Annotated in this window: 14 protein-coding genes and 1 pseudogene; 12 read left to right on the top strand and 3 right to left on the bottom strand. The window is 69.0% G+C overall.

Translation table 11 applies throughout. The annotated features are described in order from the left end of the window. Window positions 1–131 precede the first annotated feature (131 nt). The 3 genes from H0X95_RS35045 to H0X95_RS35055 form a co-directional block, all read right to left on the bottom strand. A complete protein-coding gene (locus H0X95_RS35045) occupies window positions 132–1,106 on the bottom strand; it encodes a quinone oxidoreductase family protein (RefSeq protein ID WP_059721346.1) in 975 nt (324 codons plus the stop codon). Between the two features lie 172 nt (window positions 1,107–1,278). Further along, complete coding sequence (locus H0X95_RS35050) at window positions 1,279–1,671, bottom strand: methylglyoxal synthase (RefSeq protein WP_006478230.1); 393 nt, start codon at window positions 1,669–1,671, stop codon at window positions 1,279–1,281. Between the two features lie 52 nt (window positions 1,672–1,723). After that, window positions 1,724–2,503 carry an SDR family oxidoreductase gene (locus tag H0X95_RS35055; RefSeq protein ID WP_059721347.1) on the bottom strand — a complete coding sequence of 260 codons (780 nt, stop codon included), beginning with the start codon at window positions 2,501–2,503 and terminating at the stop codon, window positions 1,724–1,726. Window positions 2,504–2,712: 209 nt separating this feature from the next. On the opposite strand from H0X95_RS35055, the gene upp reads away from it, so the two are divergent. The 12 genes and pseudogenes from upp to H0X95_RS35115 form a co-directional block, all read left to right on the top strand. After that, entirely contained in the window at window positions 2,713–3,363 is a 651-nt protein-coding gene (upp, locus tag H0X95_RS35060; protein WP_006481871.1) for a uracil phosphoribosyltransferase, read from the top strand. A 219-nt stretch (window positions 3,364–3,582) separates the two neighbouring features. Then, window positions 3,583–4,311, top strand: coding sequence for a YebC/PmpR family DNA-binding transcriptional regulator (locus tag H0X95_RS35065; RefSeq protein WP_006478227.1), 729 nt, complete (start codon window positions 3,583–3,585; stop codon window positions 4,309–4,311). A 104-nt stretch (window positions 4,312–4,415) separates the two neighbouring features. Next, entirely contained in the window at window positions 4,416–5,696 is a 1,281-nt protein-coding gene (purD, locus tag H0X95_RS35070) for a phosphoribosylamine--glycine ligase (RefSeq protein ID WP_006484263.1), read from the top strand. Window positions 5,697–5,814: 118 nt separating this feature from the next. Beyond that, complete coding sequence (gene hemF / locus H0X95_RS35075) at window positions 5,815–6,738, top strand: oxygen-dependent coproporphyrinogen oxidase (RefSeq protein ID WP_006497035.1); 924 nt, start codon at window positions 5,815–5,817, stop codon at window positions 6,736–6,738. Between the two features lie 14 nt (window positions 6,739–6,752). Continuing rightward, a complete protein-coding gene (locus tag H0X95_RS35080) occupies window positions 6,753–7,478 on the top strand; it encodes a nicotinate-nucleotide adenylyltransferase (RefSeq protein WP_370539326.1) in 726 nt (241 codons plus the stop codon). A 4-nt stretch (window positions 7,479–7,482) separates the two neighbouring features. Next, entirely contained in the window at window positions 7,483–7,926 is a 444-nt protein-coding gene (rsfS, locus tag H0X95_RS35085; RefSeq protein ID WP_006484266.1) for a ribosome silencing factor, read from the top strand. Window positions 7,927–7,944: 18 nt separating this feature from the next. Beyond that, on the top strand, window positions 7,945–8,415 hold the full coding sequence (gene rlmH / locus H0X95_RS35090) for a 23S rRNA (pseudouridine(1915)-N(3))-methyltransferase RlmH (protein ID WP_006484265.1): 471 nt from the start codon (window positions 7,945–7,947) through the stop codon (window positions 8,413–8,415). Window positions 8,416–8,466: 51 nt separating this feature from the next. Next, a complete protein-coding gene (locus H0X95_RS35095; protein ID WP_006497036.1) occupies window positions 8,467–9,114 on the top strand; it encodes a Maf family protein in 648 nt (215 codons plus the stop codon). Window positions 9,115–9,122: 8 nt separating this feature from the next. Next, window positions 9,123–10,592 carry a ribonuclease G gene (gene rng / locus H0X95_RS35100; protein WP_006490773.1) on the top strand — a complete coding sequence of 490 codons (1,470 nt, stop codon included), beginning with the start codon at window positions 9,123–9,125 and terminating at the stop codon, window positions 10,590–10,592. A 126-nt stretch (window positions 10,593–10,718) separates the two neighbouring features. Beyond that, window positions 10,719–11,054 carry a YggL family protein gene (locus H0X95_RS35105; RefSeq protein WP_006490771.1) on the top strand — a complete coding sequence of 112 codons (336 nt, stop codon included), beginning with the start codon at window positions 10,719–10,721 and terminating at the stop codon, window positions 11,052–11,054. Between the two features lie 455 nt (window positions 11,055–11,509). After that, on the top strand, window positions 11,510–12,655 hold the full coding sequence (locus H0X95_RS35110) for a collagen-like triple helix repeat-containing protein (RefSeq protein ID WP_059721349.1): 1,146 nt from the start codon (window positions 11,510–11,512) through the stop codon (window positions 12,653–12,655). A gap of 253 nt (window positions 12,656–12,908) precedes the next feature. Next, window positions 12,909–13,174 (top strand): annotated as a pseudogene (locus H0X95_RS35115) (PRC-barrel domain containing protein); the annotation flags it as partial.

The following is a 13,174-nucleotide window of genomic DNA, read 5'->3' on the forward strand; positions in this document are numbered from 1 at the left end:
GTATCGGGGCGGGTGTAAAAAACGCGTAAACGCGCGGGGCGGGACGGATGCGAATCGAGGCGGGACGGACGGCGCCGGGGCGCCGCCCGCAACAGGCGCATGCCGGCGTCGCGCCGGCATGCGGGGACGGGTCAGGGAACGAGGATCGTCGAGCCGGTGGTCTTGCGTGCTTCCAGATCGGCATGCGCGCGGCCGACTTCGGCGAGCGGGTAGCGCTGGTTGATGCTCGTCTTCACCTTCCCCGACAGGATCACGTCGAACAGCTCGGCGGCCGCGGCCTCGAGATCGGCGCGCTTCGCGATGTACGAGAACAGCGTCGGCCGCGTGAAGAACAGCGAGCCGCGCGACGAGAATTCCTTCGAGTCGATCGGCGGCAGCGGGCCCGACGCATTGCCGAAGCTGACGAAGTAGCCGAGCGGCGCAAGGCAGTCGAGCGAGCCGATGTAGGTGTCCTTGCCGATCGAATCGTAGACGACCGGCACGCCCGCGCCGTTCGTGATTGCCTTCACGCGCTGCGTGAAATTCTCGCGCGTGTAGACGATCGGGTGGTCGCAGCCGTGCGCCTTCGCGAGTTCGGCCTTTTCGTCGGAGCCGACCGTGCCGATCACGGTCGCGCCGAGCGCCTTCGCCCACTGGCATACGAGCAAGCCGACGCCGCCGGCCGCCGCATGGATCAGGATCGTGTCGCCGGCCTTCACCGGGTACGTGCGGCGTAGCAGGTAATGGGCGGTCAGGCCCTGCAGCATCACCGACGCCGCGTCGTCGTAGCCGATGCCGTCCGGCAGCTTCACGATGCGCTCGGCCGGCATCACGCGCTCCTGCGCATACGCGCCGGGCGGCTGGCCGACATAGGCGACACGGTCGCCGGCCTTGAACGCGGTCACGCCGTCGCCGACGGCCGTCACCTCGCCCGCCGCCTCCATCCCGAGGCCGCCGGGCAGCGGCTGCGGATACAGGCCCGTGCGGAAATACACGTCGATGTAGTTGAGCCCAATGGCGTGTTGCCGGATGCGGACTTCGCCCGCCTTCGGCGCGCCGACCTCGACATCGACCCACTTCATCACGTCCGGGCCGCCCGGCTGGTCGTATCGGATTGCTTTCGGCATCGTTTTGCTCCTCTTCTGTCTGTCAGTCAGGAAAACCCGGGGCGCCGATGCGCGCGTCGCACCGATTCGTGCAGGAGCCGGCAGGCGCGCGTGGCGACGCACGATTCTCGCGCGTCGCCGCCGTCCGTGCATGGCCCTGCCACCGGCAGGGACAATCGGACGCGGCCCGCGCCTAGCAAACGTCCTGCATGTTCCGCGCCAGATCGTCGAGCAGCATCCGCGCGGTCGCGACGTTGGTCGCCACCGGCACGTCGTGCACGTCGCACGCGCGCACCAGCGCGGTGATGTCGGGATCGTGCGGCTGCGCGGTCATCGGGTCGCGCAGGAACACGACGATGTCGACGCGGCCGTCGGCGAGCTCCGCGCCGATCTGCAGGTCGCCGCCGAGCGGCCCCGACAGCTTGCGCTCGACCTCGAGCCCGTGCGCGGCGGCGATACGGCCGCCCGTCGTGCCGGTCGCGACCAGCCGGCATTGCGCGAGCGTCTCGCGATACTGGCCCGCGAGCGCGACGATCTCGTCCTTCTTCGCGTCGTGCGCAATCAGTGCGATGCGGGGTTTGCTCATCTCCAGTTCCTTCGTCGTTCGGTTGTTGTCGTCGTGAATCGAAAAGCGCGGGTCAGAACGTACCCGGATACGCGCCGCCGTCGAGCAGCCAGTTCTGCCCGGTGATGTAGCCGGCGTGCACGCTGCACAGGAACGCGCAGGCCGCGCCGAACTCGGCGCGGGTGCCGAGGCGCCCGGCCGGAATGTCCCTGGTGCGACGCGCACGCATCTCGTCGACCGTCACGCCCTGCGCCTGCGCCGACGCGGCGAGCGTCGTCGCGATCCGGTCGGTGTCGAACAGCCCCGGCAGCAGGTTGTTGATCGTCACGCCCTGCCCCGCGACCTTGCGCGACAGCCCCGCGACGAAGCCGGTCAGCCCCGAGCGCGCACCGTTCGACAGCGCCAGCACGTCGATCGGCGCCTTCACGGCCGAACTCGTGATGTTGACGATCCGGCCGAAGCCGCGGCCGATCATCCCGTCGACGGTCGCGCGGATCAGCTCGATCGGCGTCAGCATGTTCGACTCGAGCGCACGGATCCAGTCGTCGTGCGAGAAGTCGCGGAAGTCGCCGGGCGGCGGGCCGCCGGCATTCGTCACCAGAATGTCCGGCTGCGGGCACGCGGCGAGCGCGGCCGCGCGGCCGTCCGGCGTCGTGATGTCGCAGGCGACCGCCGTGACCAACACGTTCGCGCCGGCCCGGATCTCTTCCGCGGTTTCCTCCAGCGTGTCGCGCGTACGCGCGACGATCACGAGGTTCACGCCCTCCGCGGCCAGCGCTTCCGCGCAGCCGCGCCCGAGGCCCTTGCTGGCCGCGCATACGAGCGCGGTCTTTCCTTCAATGCCGAGATCCATCGTCGCTTCCCTGGTGGCGCGCGTGCCGGCGCGGCCCCGTGTGGCCGCCGACGGGCGGGCGAACGGGCGTGCGCGGCACGCGGATTGTCGTGAGACGTCGATAATATCCGGATCGCGCGGCGCGCCTTGGTAAAATTGCGGCCATAAGCGACGGCCGGCCCGTGCCCGCCGCCGCCCCCGATCCCCTTTTGCCGCCAAGGCACCCCGTCATGAAACAGGACAGCCGTTTCCCGAACCTCTTCATCACCGATCACCCGCTGATCCAGCACAAGCTCACGCACATGCGCGACAAGGACACGTCCACGCGCACGTTCCGCGAACTGCTGCGCGAGATCACGCTGCTGATGGGCTACGAGATCACCCGCAACCTGCCGATCACGACCAAGCGGGTCGAAACCCCGCTGGTGGCGGTCGACGCGCCGGTGATCGCGGGCAAGAAGCTCGCGATCGTGCCCGTGCTGCGCGCGGGCATCGGGATGTCGGACGGCCTGCTCGACCTGGTGCCGTCCGCGCGCGTCGGCCACATCGGCGTGTACCGCGCCGACGACCACCGCCCGGTCGAATACCTGGTGCGCCTGCCTGACCTGGAAGACCGCATCTTCATCCTGTGCGACCCGATGGTCGCGACCGGCTATTCGGCCGTGCACGCGGTCGACGTGCTCAAGCGCCGCAACGTGCCGGCCGCGAACATCATGTTCGTCGCGCTGGTCGCCGCGCCCGAGGGCGTGCAGGTGTTCCAGGACGCGCACCCGGACGTGAAGCTGTTCGTCGCGTCGCTCGACTCGCACCTGAACGAGCACGCGTACATCGTGCCGGGCCTGGGCGACGCGGGCGACCGCCTGTTCGGCACCAAGAACTGACTCGCCGGCGCCGCCTGCCGCGCGGCCCGGCGCGCCGCGACGGCCGCCCCGGCCGTTCGGCCATGCGCGGCGGCCCCGAACCGGCGGTTCGCCGCGTGATAAAATCACGATCCACTCGACACGCGCGGCCCCGCGGCTTCATGCCCGCCGAAACGGCCGCCGATTCAACGACACACTGAAACAATCGCCCGCGCTGCGCGCCCGGGCACGGAGAAAGGTATGGCTGGTCATTCGAAATGGGCCAACATCAAGCATAAGAAGGCTGCGGCCGACGCGAAGCGCGGCAAGATCTGGACCCGCCTGATCAAGGAAATCCAGGTCGCGGCGCGCCTCGGCGGCGGCGACGTCAACTCGAACCCGCGCCTGCGTCTCGCGGTCGACAAGGCAGCCGACGCGAACATGCCGAAGGACAACGTCAAGCGCGCGATCGATCGCGGCGTCGGCGGCGCGGACGGCGCGAACTACGAAGAAATCCGGTACGAAGGCTACGGCATCAGCGGCGCGGCGATCATCGTCGACACGCTGACCGACAACCGCACCCGCACGGTCGCGGAAGTGCGCCACGCATTCTCGAAGTTCGGCGGCAACATGGGCACCGACGGCTCGGTCGCGTTCATGTTCGATCACGTCGGCCAGTTCCTGTTCGCGCCCGGCACGTCGGAAGACGCGCTGATGGAAGCCGCGCTCGAAGCCGGTGCGAACGACGTGAACACGAACGACGACGGTTCGATCGAGGTGCTGTGCGACTGGCAGGCATTCTCGGCGGTGAAGGACGCGCTCGAAGCCGCCGGCTTCAAGGCCGAACTCGCCGAAGTGACGATGAAGCCGCAGAACGAAGTCGAATTCACCGGCGACGACGCGGCGAAGATGCAGAAGCTCCTGGACGCGCTCGAGAACCTCGACGACGTGCAGGACGTGTATACGAACGCCGTCATCGTCGAGGAATGAGATGCCGGCCGCCGCGCACCTGTCGCGGCGGCGGCCCGACCGATTCCGCGGCCGGCGCGCCTGAGCGTGCCGGCCGCCCTGTTTTCTAGTCTGCGGGGAATCCCATGAAACTACTCGTCGTCGGTTCCGGCGGCCGCGAACATGCACTGGCGTGGAAGCTCGCGCAGTCGCCACGCGTCCAGATGGTCTACGTCGCGCCCGGCAATGGCGGCACGGCGCAGGACGAGCGTCTGAAGAACGTCGACATCACGTCGCTCGACGAACTCGCCGATTTCGCGGAACGCGAAGGCGTCGCGTTCACGCTCGTCGGGCCGGAAGCGCCGCTCGCGGCCGGCATCGTCAACCTGTTCCGCGCACGCGGCCTGAAGGTGTTCGGCCCGACCCGCGAAGCCGCGCAGCTCGAAAGCTCGAAGGATTTCGCGAAGGCGTTCATGAAGCGCCACAACATTCCGACCGCCGACTACGAAACCTTCTCCGATGCGGCCGCCGCCCACGCGTATCTCGACGCGAAGGGCGCGCCGATCGTCGTGAAGGCCGACGGCCTCGCGGCCGGCAAGGGCGTCGTCGTCGCGATGACGCTCGAAGAGGCGCATGCGGCCGTCGACATGATGCTGTCGGGCAACAAGCTCGGCGATGCCGGCGCGCGCGTCGTGATCGAGGAATTCCTCGATGGCGAGGAAGCCAGCTTCATCGTGATGGTCGACGGCAAGCACGCGCTGGCACTGGCTTCCAGCCAGGACCACAAGCGCCTGCTCGACGAGGATCGCGGCCCGAACACCGGCGGCATGGGCGCGTATTCGCCCGCGCCGATCGTCACGCCGCAGATGCACGCACGCGTGATGCGCGAGATCATCATGCCGACCGTGCGCGGGATGGAGAAGGACGGCATCCGCTTCACCGGCTTCCTGTACGCGGGCCTGATGATCGACAAGGACGGCAATCCGCGCACGCTCGAGTTCAACTGCCGGATGGGCGACCCGGAAACGCAGCCGATCATGGCGCGCCTGAAGAGCGATTTCTCGAAGGTCGTCGAACAGGCGATCGCGGGCACGCTCGACACGGTCGAGCTCGACTGGGATCGCCGCACCGCGCTCGGCGTCGTGCTGGCCGCGCACGGGTACCCGGACGCGCCGCGCAAGGGCGACCGCATCAACGGGATCCCGGCCGAAACCGAACAGGCCGTGACGTTCCATGCGGGCACGACGCTCGCCGACGGCGACAAGCTCGTGACGTCCGGCGGCCGCGTGCTGTGCGTGGTCGGCCTCGCCGATTCGGTGCGCGAAGCGCAGCAGCATGCGTACGACACGATCAACCAGATCAACTTCGAAGGCATGCAGTACCGCCGCGACATCGGCTTCCGCGCGCTCAACCGCAAGAGCGCGTGACGTCGCCATCGCCGCCCCGCGCCCGCGCGGCGGCGGCCCCTCTGCCGGGGTTCGATAGAATGCCCGGCAGACGCTTTTTTTACGGCCCCCGCGTCAGGCGGGGGCAGCCAGTCCAGACATGACCGATTCGACCTACGACGTGGCGCGTGTGCGCACGTACCTCCAGGGCCTGCAGACACGGATCGCCGACGCGCTCGGCGCGCTCGACGGCACGCCGCTCGCGACCGACACGTGGCAGCGCGGGCCGGCCGAACGCCTGCGCGGCGGCGGCTGCACGCGGATTCTCGAAGGCGGCCGCGTGTTCGAACGCGCGGGAATCGGCTTTTCCGACGTGGCGGGCGACGCGCTGCCGCCGTCGGCGAGCGCGGCGCGCCCGCAGCTCGCGGGCCGCGGCTTCGAGGCGCTCGGCGTGTCGCTCGTTTTGCACCCGCGCAATCCGTACTGCCCGACCGTGCACATGAACGTGCGGATGCTGATCGCGACGAAACCCGGCGAAGCGCCGGTGTTCTGGTTCGGCGGCGGCATGGACCTGACCCCGGTTTACGGTTTCGAGGACGACGCGCGGCATTTCCACCAGACCTGCAAGGATGCGCTCGACCCGTTCGGCATCGAGCTCTACCCGCGCTTCAAGCAGTGGTGCGACGAATACTTCTTCCTGAAGCACCGCAACGAGACGCGCGGCATCGGCGGGATCTTCTTCGACGATTTCTCGGAGCCCGGTTTCGAACGCTCGTTTGACCTGATGCAAAGCGTCGGCGATGCGTTCCTGCACGCTTACCTGCCGATCGTCGAGCGCCGCGCCGGGCTGCCGTACGGCGAGCGCGAGCGCGACTTCCAGGCCTACCGCCGCGGCCGCTACGTCGAATTCAACCTGGTGTTCGACCGCGGTACGCTGTTCGGCCTGCAAAGCGGCGGCCGGACCGAGTCGATCCTGATGTCGATGCCGCCGGTCGCGAACTGGCGCTACAACTGGCAACCCGAGCCGGGTTCGGCGGAAGCGCGGCTGTATAGCGACTTCCTCGTGCCGCGCGACTGGGTCTGAGCCCGCGCCCCCCGCTGCCCCAACGAAAGGACGCGTTTCTGGACACCACCGCCCGCCCCGCCCCGCTGCCGCGCCGTATCGGCTTGCTGGGCGGCACCTTCGACCCGATCCACGATGGCCATCTCGCGCTCGCGCGCCGGTTCGCCGAGCTGCTCGACCTGACCGAACTCGTATTGCTGCCCGCCGGGCAGCCGTACCAGAAGCGCGACGTGTCGGCCGCCGAGCACCGGCTCGCGATGACGCGCGCGGCCGCCGGCACGCTGTCCGTGCCGGGCGTGACCGTAACGGTCGCTACCGACGAGATCGAGCACACCGGCCCGACCTACACGGTCGAGACGCTCGCGCGCTGGCGCGAGCGGATCGGCCCGGATGCGTCGCTGTCGCTGCTGATCGGCGCGGACCAGCTCGTGCGCCTCGATACGTGGCGCGACTGGCGCACGCTGTTCGACTACGCGCACATCGGCGTGTCGACGCGCCCGGGCTTCGAGCTCGGCGCGGCGCCGCCGGACGTCGCGCGGGAAATCACCGCGCGGCAGGCCGGCGCCGACGTGCTGAAGGCCACGCCGGCAGGCCGCCTGCTGATCGATACGACCCTTTCGTTCGACATCGCCGCGACCGACATCCGCGCGCACCTGCGCGAATGCATCGCACGCCATGCGCAAATGCCCGACGCGTCGGCCGAACATGTGCCGGCCGCCGTATGGGCCTATATTCTTCAACATCGCCTCTACCATTCCTGAATCCATGGATATTCGCAAACTGCAGCGCGTGATCGTCGACGCCCTCGAAGACGTCAAGGCGCAAGACATCAAGGTGTTCAACACCAGCCACCTGACCGAACTGTTCGACCGCGTGGTCGTCGCATCGGGCACCTCCAACCGCCAGACCAAGGCGCTCGCGTCGAACGTGCGCGACAAGGTCAAGGAAGCCGGCGGCGACGTCGTCAGCTCCGAAGGCGAGGACACCGGCGAATGGGTGCTGGTCGACTGCGGCGACGCGGTCGTGCACATCCTGCAACCGGCGCTGCGCCAGTACTACAACCTCGAGGAAATCTGGGGCGACAAGCCCGTGCGGATGAAGCTCGGCGGCGGCAAGGGCAACGGCTTCGCGACGGCGAGCGAAGACGACGAGGAAGAGGAAGAAGCGCCCGCACGCCCGGCGCGCAAGACGGCCGCCCGCCGCCGTTAAGCCGCCACGCGTGTCCCGATGAAGCTTTTCATCCTCGCGGTCGGCCACAAGATGCCGGGCTGGATCGCCTCCGGCTTCGACGAATACACGAAGCGGATGCCGCCCGAGCTGCGCATCGAGTTGCGCGAAATCAAGCCCGAACTGCGTTCGGGCGGTCGCAGCGCCGAAAGCGTGATGGCGGCCGAGCGGCAGAAGATCGAGGCCGCGCTGCCGAAGGGCGCGCGCCTCGTCGCGCTCGACGAGCGCGGCCGCGACTGGACCACGATGCAGCTCGCGCAGGCGCTGCCCGGCTGGCAGCAGGACGGCCGCGACGTCGCGTTCGTGATCGGCGGCGCCGACGGGCTCGATCCGGAACTGAAAGCGCGCGCCGACGTGCTGCTGCGCATCTCGAGCATGACGCTGCCGCATGGCATGGTGCGCGTGCTGCTCGCTGAACAGCTTTACCGGGCGTGGAGCATCACGCAGAATCACCCCTACCACCGCGCATGACGTGTCGTCCTCGAGACGCGCGCCGCGCGCGCTCAACGAGATAACGACACCATGCCGTCCAGCACGTCCCCCGCGCTTTTCCCGACCCCGCTTTTCCAGACGCTTTACCTCGCTTCGCAAAGCCCGCGCCGCCAGGAGCTGCTGCAGCAGATCGGCGTACGCTTCGAGCTGCTGCTGCCGCGCCCCGACGAGGACGCCGAGGCGCTCGAGGCCGAACTGCCCGGCGAAGCCGCCGACGCGTACGTGCGGCGCGTGACCGTCGCGAAGGCCGAGGCCGCGCGTGCCCGCCTCGTCGCGAGCGGCAAGCCGGCCGCGCCGGTGCTGGTGGCCGATACGACCGTGACGATCGACGGCGCGATCCTCGGCAAGCCGGCCGACGCCGACGATGCGCTCGCGATGCTCACTCGCCTCGCCGGCCGCGAACACGCGGTGCTGACCGCCGTCGCCGTGATCGACGCCAGCGGCGAGCTGCTGCCGCCCGCGCTGTCGCGCTCGTCGGTGCGCTTCGCGGCCGCGTCGCGCGACGCATACGTGCGCTACGTCGAAACCGGCGAGCCGTTCGGCAAGGCCGGCGCGTACGCGATCCAGGGCCGCGCGGCCGAATTCATCGAGCGAATCGACGGATCCCATTCAGGTATCATGGGTCTGCCCCTTTTTGAGACTGCCGCGCTGCTGCGTACCGCACGCGTCGCCTTCTGAACCGCACCATGAACGAAGAAATCCTGATCAACCTCACGCCGCAGGAAACGCGCGTCGCACTCGTCCAGCAAGGCGCGGTGCAGGAGCTTCACGTCGAGCGCACGCTGTCGCGCGGGCGGGTCGGCAACATCTATCTCGGCAAGGTCGTGCGCGTGCTGCCCGGCATGCAGTCGGCGTTCATCGACATCGGCCTCGAGCGCGCGGCGTTCCTGCACGTCGCCGACATCTGGCATCCGCGCCTCGCGGGCGAGCCGCAGTCGGGCGCGCCGCACCAGCCGATCGAGAAGATCGTGTTCGAAGGCCAGACGCTGATGGTCCAGGTGATCAAGGATCCGATCGGCACGAAAGGCGCGCGGCTGTCGACGCAGGTCAGTATCGCGGGCCGCACGCTCGTCTACCTGCCGCAGGAACCGCATATCGGCATCTCGCAGAAGATCGAAAGCGAGGCCGAGCGCGAGGCCGTGCGCGCGCGGCTGACCGCCGTGATCCCGCCGGACGAGAAAGGCGGCTACATCGTGCGGACGATCGCCGAGGACGCCACCTCCGACGAGTTGGCCGGCGACGTCACGTACCTGCGCAAGACGTGGGCGACGATCGTCGCGCAGGCGCAGCGGCTGCCGGCGACAAGCCTGCTGTACCAGGATCTCGATCTCGCGCAGCGCGTGCTGCGCGATTTCGCGAACGACGACACGACGCGCATCCAGGTCGATTCGCGCGAGACGTACACACGTCTCGCGGAGTTCGCGGGCGAGTTCACGCCGGCCGTGAGCCCGAAGCTGCATCACTACACGGGCGAGCGGCCGCTGTTCGACCTGTACAACATCGAGACGGAGATCCAGCGCGCGCTGTCGCGCCGCGTCGACCTCAAATCGGGCGGTTACCTGATGATCGACCAGACCGAGGCGATGACGACGATCGACGTGAACACGGGCGGCTATGTCGGTGCGCGCAACTTCGACGACACGATCTTCAAGACCAACCTCGAGGCCGCGCACACGATCGCGCGGCAACTGCGGCTGCGCAACCTCGGCGGGATCATCATCATCGACTTCATCGACATGGAGAACGCCGAGCATCGCGACGCGGTGCTGTCCGAGCTGAAGAAGGCGCTCTCGCGCGACCGCACGCGCGTGACGGTGAACGGCTTCTCGCAACTCGGGCTCGTCGAGATGACGCGCAAGCGCACGCGCGAATCGCTCGCGCACGTGCTGTGCGAACCGTGCCCGACCTGCCAGGGCAAGGGCCAGGTGAAAACGTCGCGCACCGTGTGCTACGACATCCTGCGCGAGATCCTGCGCGAATCGCGGCAGTTCAACCCGCGCGAGTTCCGCGTGATCGCCGCGCAGCAGGTGATCGACCTGTTCCTCGATGAAGAGTCGCAGCATCTGGCGATGCTGATCGACTTCATCGGCAAGCCGGTGTCGCTGCAGGTCGAGTCGAATCTGAGCCAGGAGCAGTACGATATCGTGCTGATGTAACCTTCCGCCCATCCGCCGCCGGCAGCACCGCGCGGCGCCCCGCTGCGGTGGCCGGGCTGTTCGCGCATGCCGCGCCGGCACCTGCCGCCGCCCTTTCATTGACCCTTTTCGCATTCACCCCACACCATGAGCCAAGGCCACAACCGCCGCCAGCGCAAGAAACTCCACATCGGCGAATTCCAGGAACTCGCGTTCAACGCCACCGCGCACTACCGCAACGACATGACCGACCTCGAGCGCGGCCAGTTGATCGATGCGTTCATCGACTTCGTCGAAGCGAACGGGCTGCTGACCGTCGCGTCCGCGGACGAAGGCATCGGCGCGTACGTGATCTCCGGCGCGCCGCGCGGCACGACGACCGACGCGGACCGCGAACTCGTGCGCGGATGGCTGGCCGCCCGTCCGGAACTGACGGACGTCAAGGTCAGCGAATTCACCGACGCGTGGTATCCGGACGCCTGATTGCCCGGCTTCACGCTGCTTCAAACGGCGCCCGCGCCTGCCCGCCATCACGGCGGGCCAGGCCGGCGTCGCGTGTTTCCCCTTCCGCCGCCCCTCTCCTCCCCGGCACCGGCTCACACGATTCGCGCCGCGTCGACCGTGATTACCCCGATTTCCGCAGTGAATCGGACGCTTACTTCAATTTAACGATCGTTAAAAGACGGCTCGTGTCGACGGACCTACTCTGATCGCACGAATCCGGTGGTTTTCGGCACGATCGGCAAGCAAGACGAAAGAATTCAAACGATTCGTCCTGCAGGCGCTCCGGGTTCCGACTCAGGCGAAGACGCGACACGGCGACAGGTCAATCAGGGAGACAACAACGATGCGCCCGACGCCTTGCTTCCGTCGCGACGATACGTCGACGCACACGAAGGCTGCCTGAGATCCATTTCCATAATCGAGACGAGGACGACATGAACACGCCCACCCTTCATCAAGCAGGACTCCGAATGATCATGATCGCGGCCGGCGCCGCGGCGCTGATGTCGCTGTCCGCGTGCGGCGGCTCCGGCTCGCTGAGCCAGGGCGCCGGCGGCAGCGGGTCGGGATCGGGCGACACGACGGCCACGACCGGCGGCACGGGCAACGGCTCCGGCGGCGCGTCCGCCAACGGCGTCGGCCAGACGACCGCGGCGTCGAGCAACATCGTGACCGCCGCGGGCGGCACCGTGTCGGGCGGCGGCGCGGTGATCGCGAGCCAGTCGGTGCCCGGCACCAACGCGGCGACCATGCAGGGGCTCGGCACCGTCGTGCAGGACGCCGGCGCGGCCGTCACCACGCTCGGCACCGGTCTCGGCGCCGGGCTCGGCCAGCTCGGCGCGTCGTCGAATCCGGTCGGCACGACGGTCGCGAGCACGGGCGGCGTGGTCACGAACCTCGGCGACGCGGTCGCGGCGACCGGCGGCGTGGTGTCCAGCCTCGGCGCCAGCGGGTCGGCGCTGGCGCCCCTCGCGCCGGTCACGTCGCCCGTCGGCGGCGCGATCACGACGCTCGGCAACACGATCGCCGGCGGCGGCGCCACGCTCGGCACGCAGTTGTCGACCGGCCCCGTCGCGCAGGTCACGGGCGCCGCCAGTTCGGCGATCACGCCGATCACGACGCAGGTCGGCTCGATCACGCAGACGGTCGCGTCGAGCACGCCGCTCGGCGCGCCGCTCACGAACCTCGTGACGACGGTCGGCAACGGGGTCGCGAACGCCGGCACGACGATCGCGAAAACCGGCGGCAACCCGGTGACGACCGGCGTCGGCAACGTGGTGACGGCAACCGGCAACACGGTCGCCACCGCCGGCACGGCGCTGCTCGGCGGCGCCGCTACGAGCCCGCTCGCACCGGTGACGGGGTTGCTGTCGACGGGTGCACTCGGCGGTGCAACGGGCGGCGGCAACCCGGCAGGCGCGCTCACGTCGGCGGCCGGCACCGTGACGGCCGCCGTGTCGGGCGCGACCGGCGGCGCGCCGGTCGCGGGGCTGACGGGCGGCAGCGGCACCGGCGCGCTGTCGAAGACGGGTGGCGTGCTCGCCCCGGTGACGACGACGCTCGGCTCGCTGGTCAAATAAGCAACACGCCATGCGGCGCCCGTCGCGTCGTCGACGCTCGGGCGCCGCAACCGCATCTCCGACGGTTTCCGCGGTCGTCCGCCCGCGTCCGATCCCTTCCTTTTCCCGACGGTCCGCCTGCAACAGGCCATCGAAATCGGTCCTGAAAGCAAGACACGTTAAACTCTCACCTCGCGTGGTGCGCCGCCCGCACCCGCCATCCATCGCCAGCCGCGTGCCCTCGGGCCGCCCCCGACCCATGGAGTGAGTGTCAATGAGCGGCGGACTCCCGTTTCCCGCATCCCGCAAGTCGTTGCCGTCGTCGACGGTCTTCCTGATTCTCGCCGCCGCCGCGCTGCTGTCCGGCTGCGGGCTGCTGCCGGTCCAGAACCCGCCCGCCCCGATCAGCGAGGCGCTCGTCGAGCCGGTCGAGGAGACCGCCGGCGAGCCGCTGACGATGCCGCCCGTGCCGGCGCCGACGCAACCGGAAACGCCGGAAGCGCCGAAGAAGCCGCACCGCGAGGTGACGCGGCCGAAAAC

This window comes from Burkholderia sp. 9779_493 (assembly GCF_015712215.1).
Classification (GTDB): domain Bacteria; phylum Pseudomonadota; class Gammaproteobacteria; order Burkholderiales; family Burkholderiaceae; genus Burkholderia; species Burkholderia cenocepacia.

What these genes read in the sequence shown, in the direction of transcription:
- H0X95_RS35045 (WP_059721346.1), bottom strand. Translation starts at nt 1,106, where the DNA reads ATGCCGAAAGCAATCCGATACGACCAGCCGGGCGGCCCGGACGTGATG.
- H0X95_RS35050 (WP_006478230.1), bottom strand. Translation starts at nt 1,671, where the DNA reads ATGAGCAAACCCCGCATCGCACTGATTGCGCACGACGCGAAGAAGGAC.
- H0X95_RS35055 (WP_059721347.1), bottom strand. Translation starts at nt 2,503, where the DNA reads ATGGATCTCGGCATTGAAGGAAAGACCGCGCTCGTATGCGCGGCCAGC.
- upp (WP_006481871.1), top strand. Translation starts at nt 2,713, where the DNA reads ATGAAACAGGACAGCCGTTTCCCGAACCTCTTCATCACCGATCACCCG.
- H0X95_RS35065 (WP_006478227.1), top strand. Translation starts at nt 3,583, where the DNA reads ATGGCTGGTCATTCGAAATGGGCCAACATCAAGCATAAGAAGGCTGCG.
- purD (WP_006484263.1), top strand. Translation starts at nt 4,416, where the DNA reads ATGAAACTACTCGTCGTCGGTTCCGGCGGCCGCGAACATGCACTGGCG.
- hemF (WP_006497035.1), top strand. Translation starts at nt 5,815, where the DNA reads ATGACCGATTCGACCTACGACGTGGCGCGTGTGCGCACGTACCTCCAG.
- rsfS (WP_006484266.1), top strand. Translation starts at nt 7,483, where the DNA reads ATGGATATTCGCAAACTGCAGCGCGTGATCGTCGACGCCCTCGAAGAC.
- rlmH (WP_006484265.1), top strand. Translation starts at nt 7,945, where the DNA reads ATGAAGCTTTTCATCCTCGCGGTCGGCCACAAGATGCCGGGCTGGATC.
- H0X95_RS35095 (WP_006497036.1), top strand. Translation starts at nt 8,467, where the DNA reads ATGCCGTCCAGCACGTCCCCCGCGCTTTTCCCGACCCCGCTTTTCCAG.
- rng (WP_006490773.1), top strand. Translation starts at nt 9,123, where the DNA reads ATGAACGAAGAAATCCTGATCAACCTCACGCCGCAGGAAACGCGCGTC.
- H0X95_RS35105 (WP_006490771.1), top strand. Translation starts at nt 10,719, where the DNA reads ATGAGCCAAGGCCACAACCGCCGCCAGCGCAAGAAACTCCACATCGGC.
- H0X95_RS35110 (WP_059721349.1), top strand. Translation starts at nt 11,510, where the DNA reads ATGAACACGCCCACCCTTCATCAAGCAGGACTCCGAATGATCATGATC.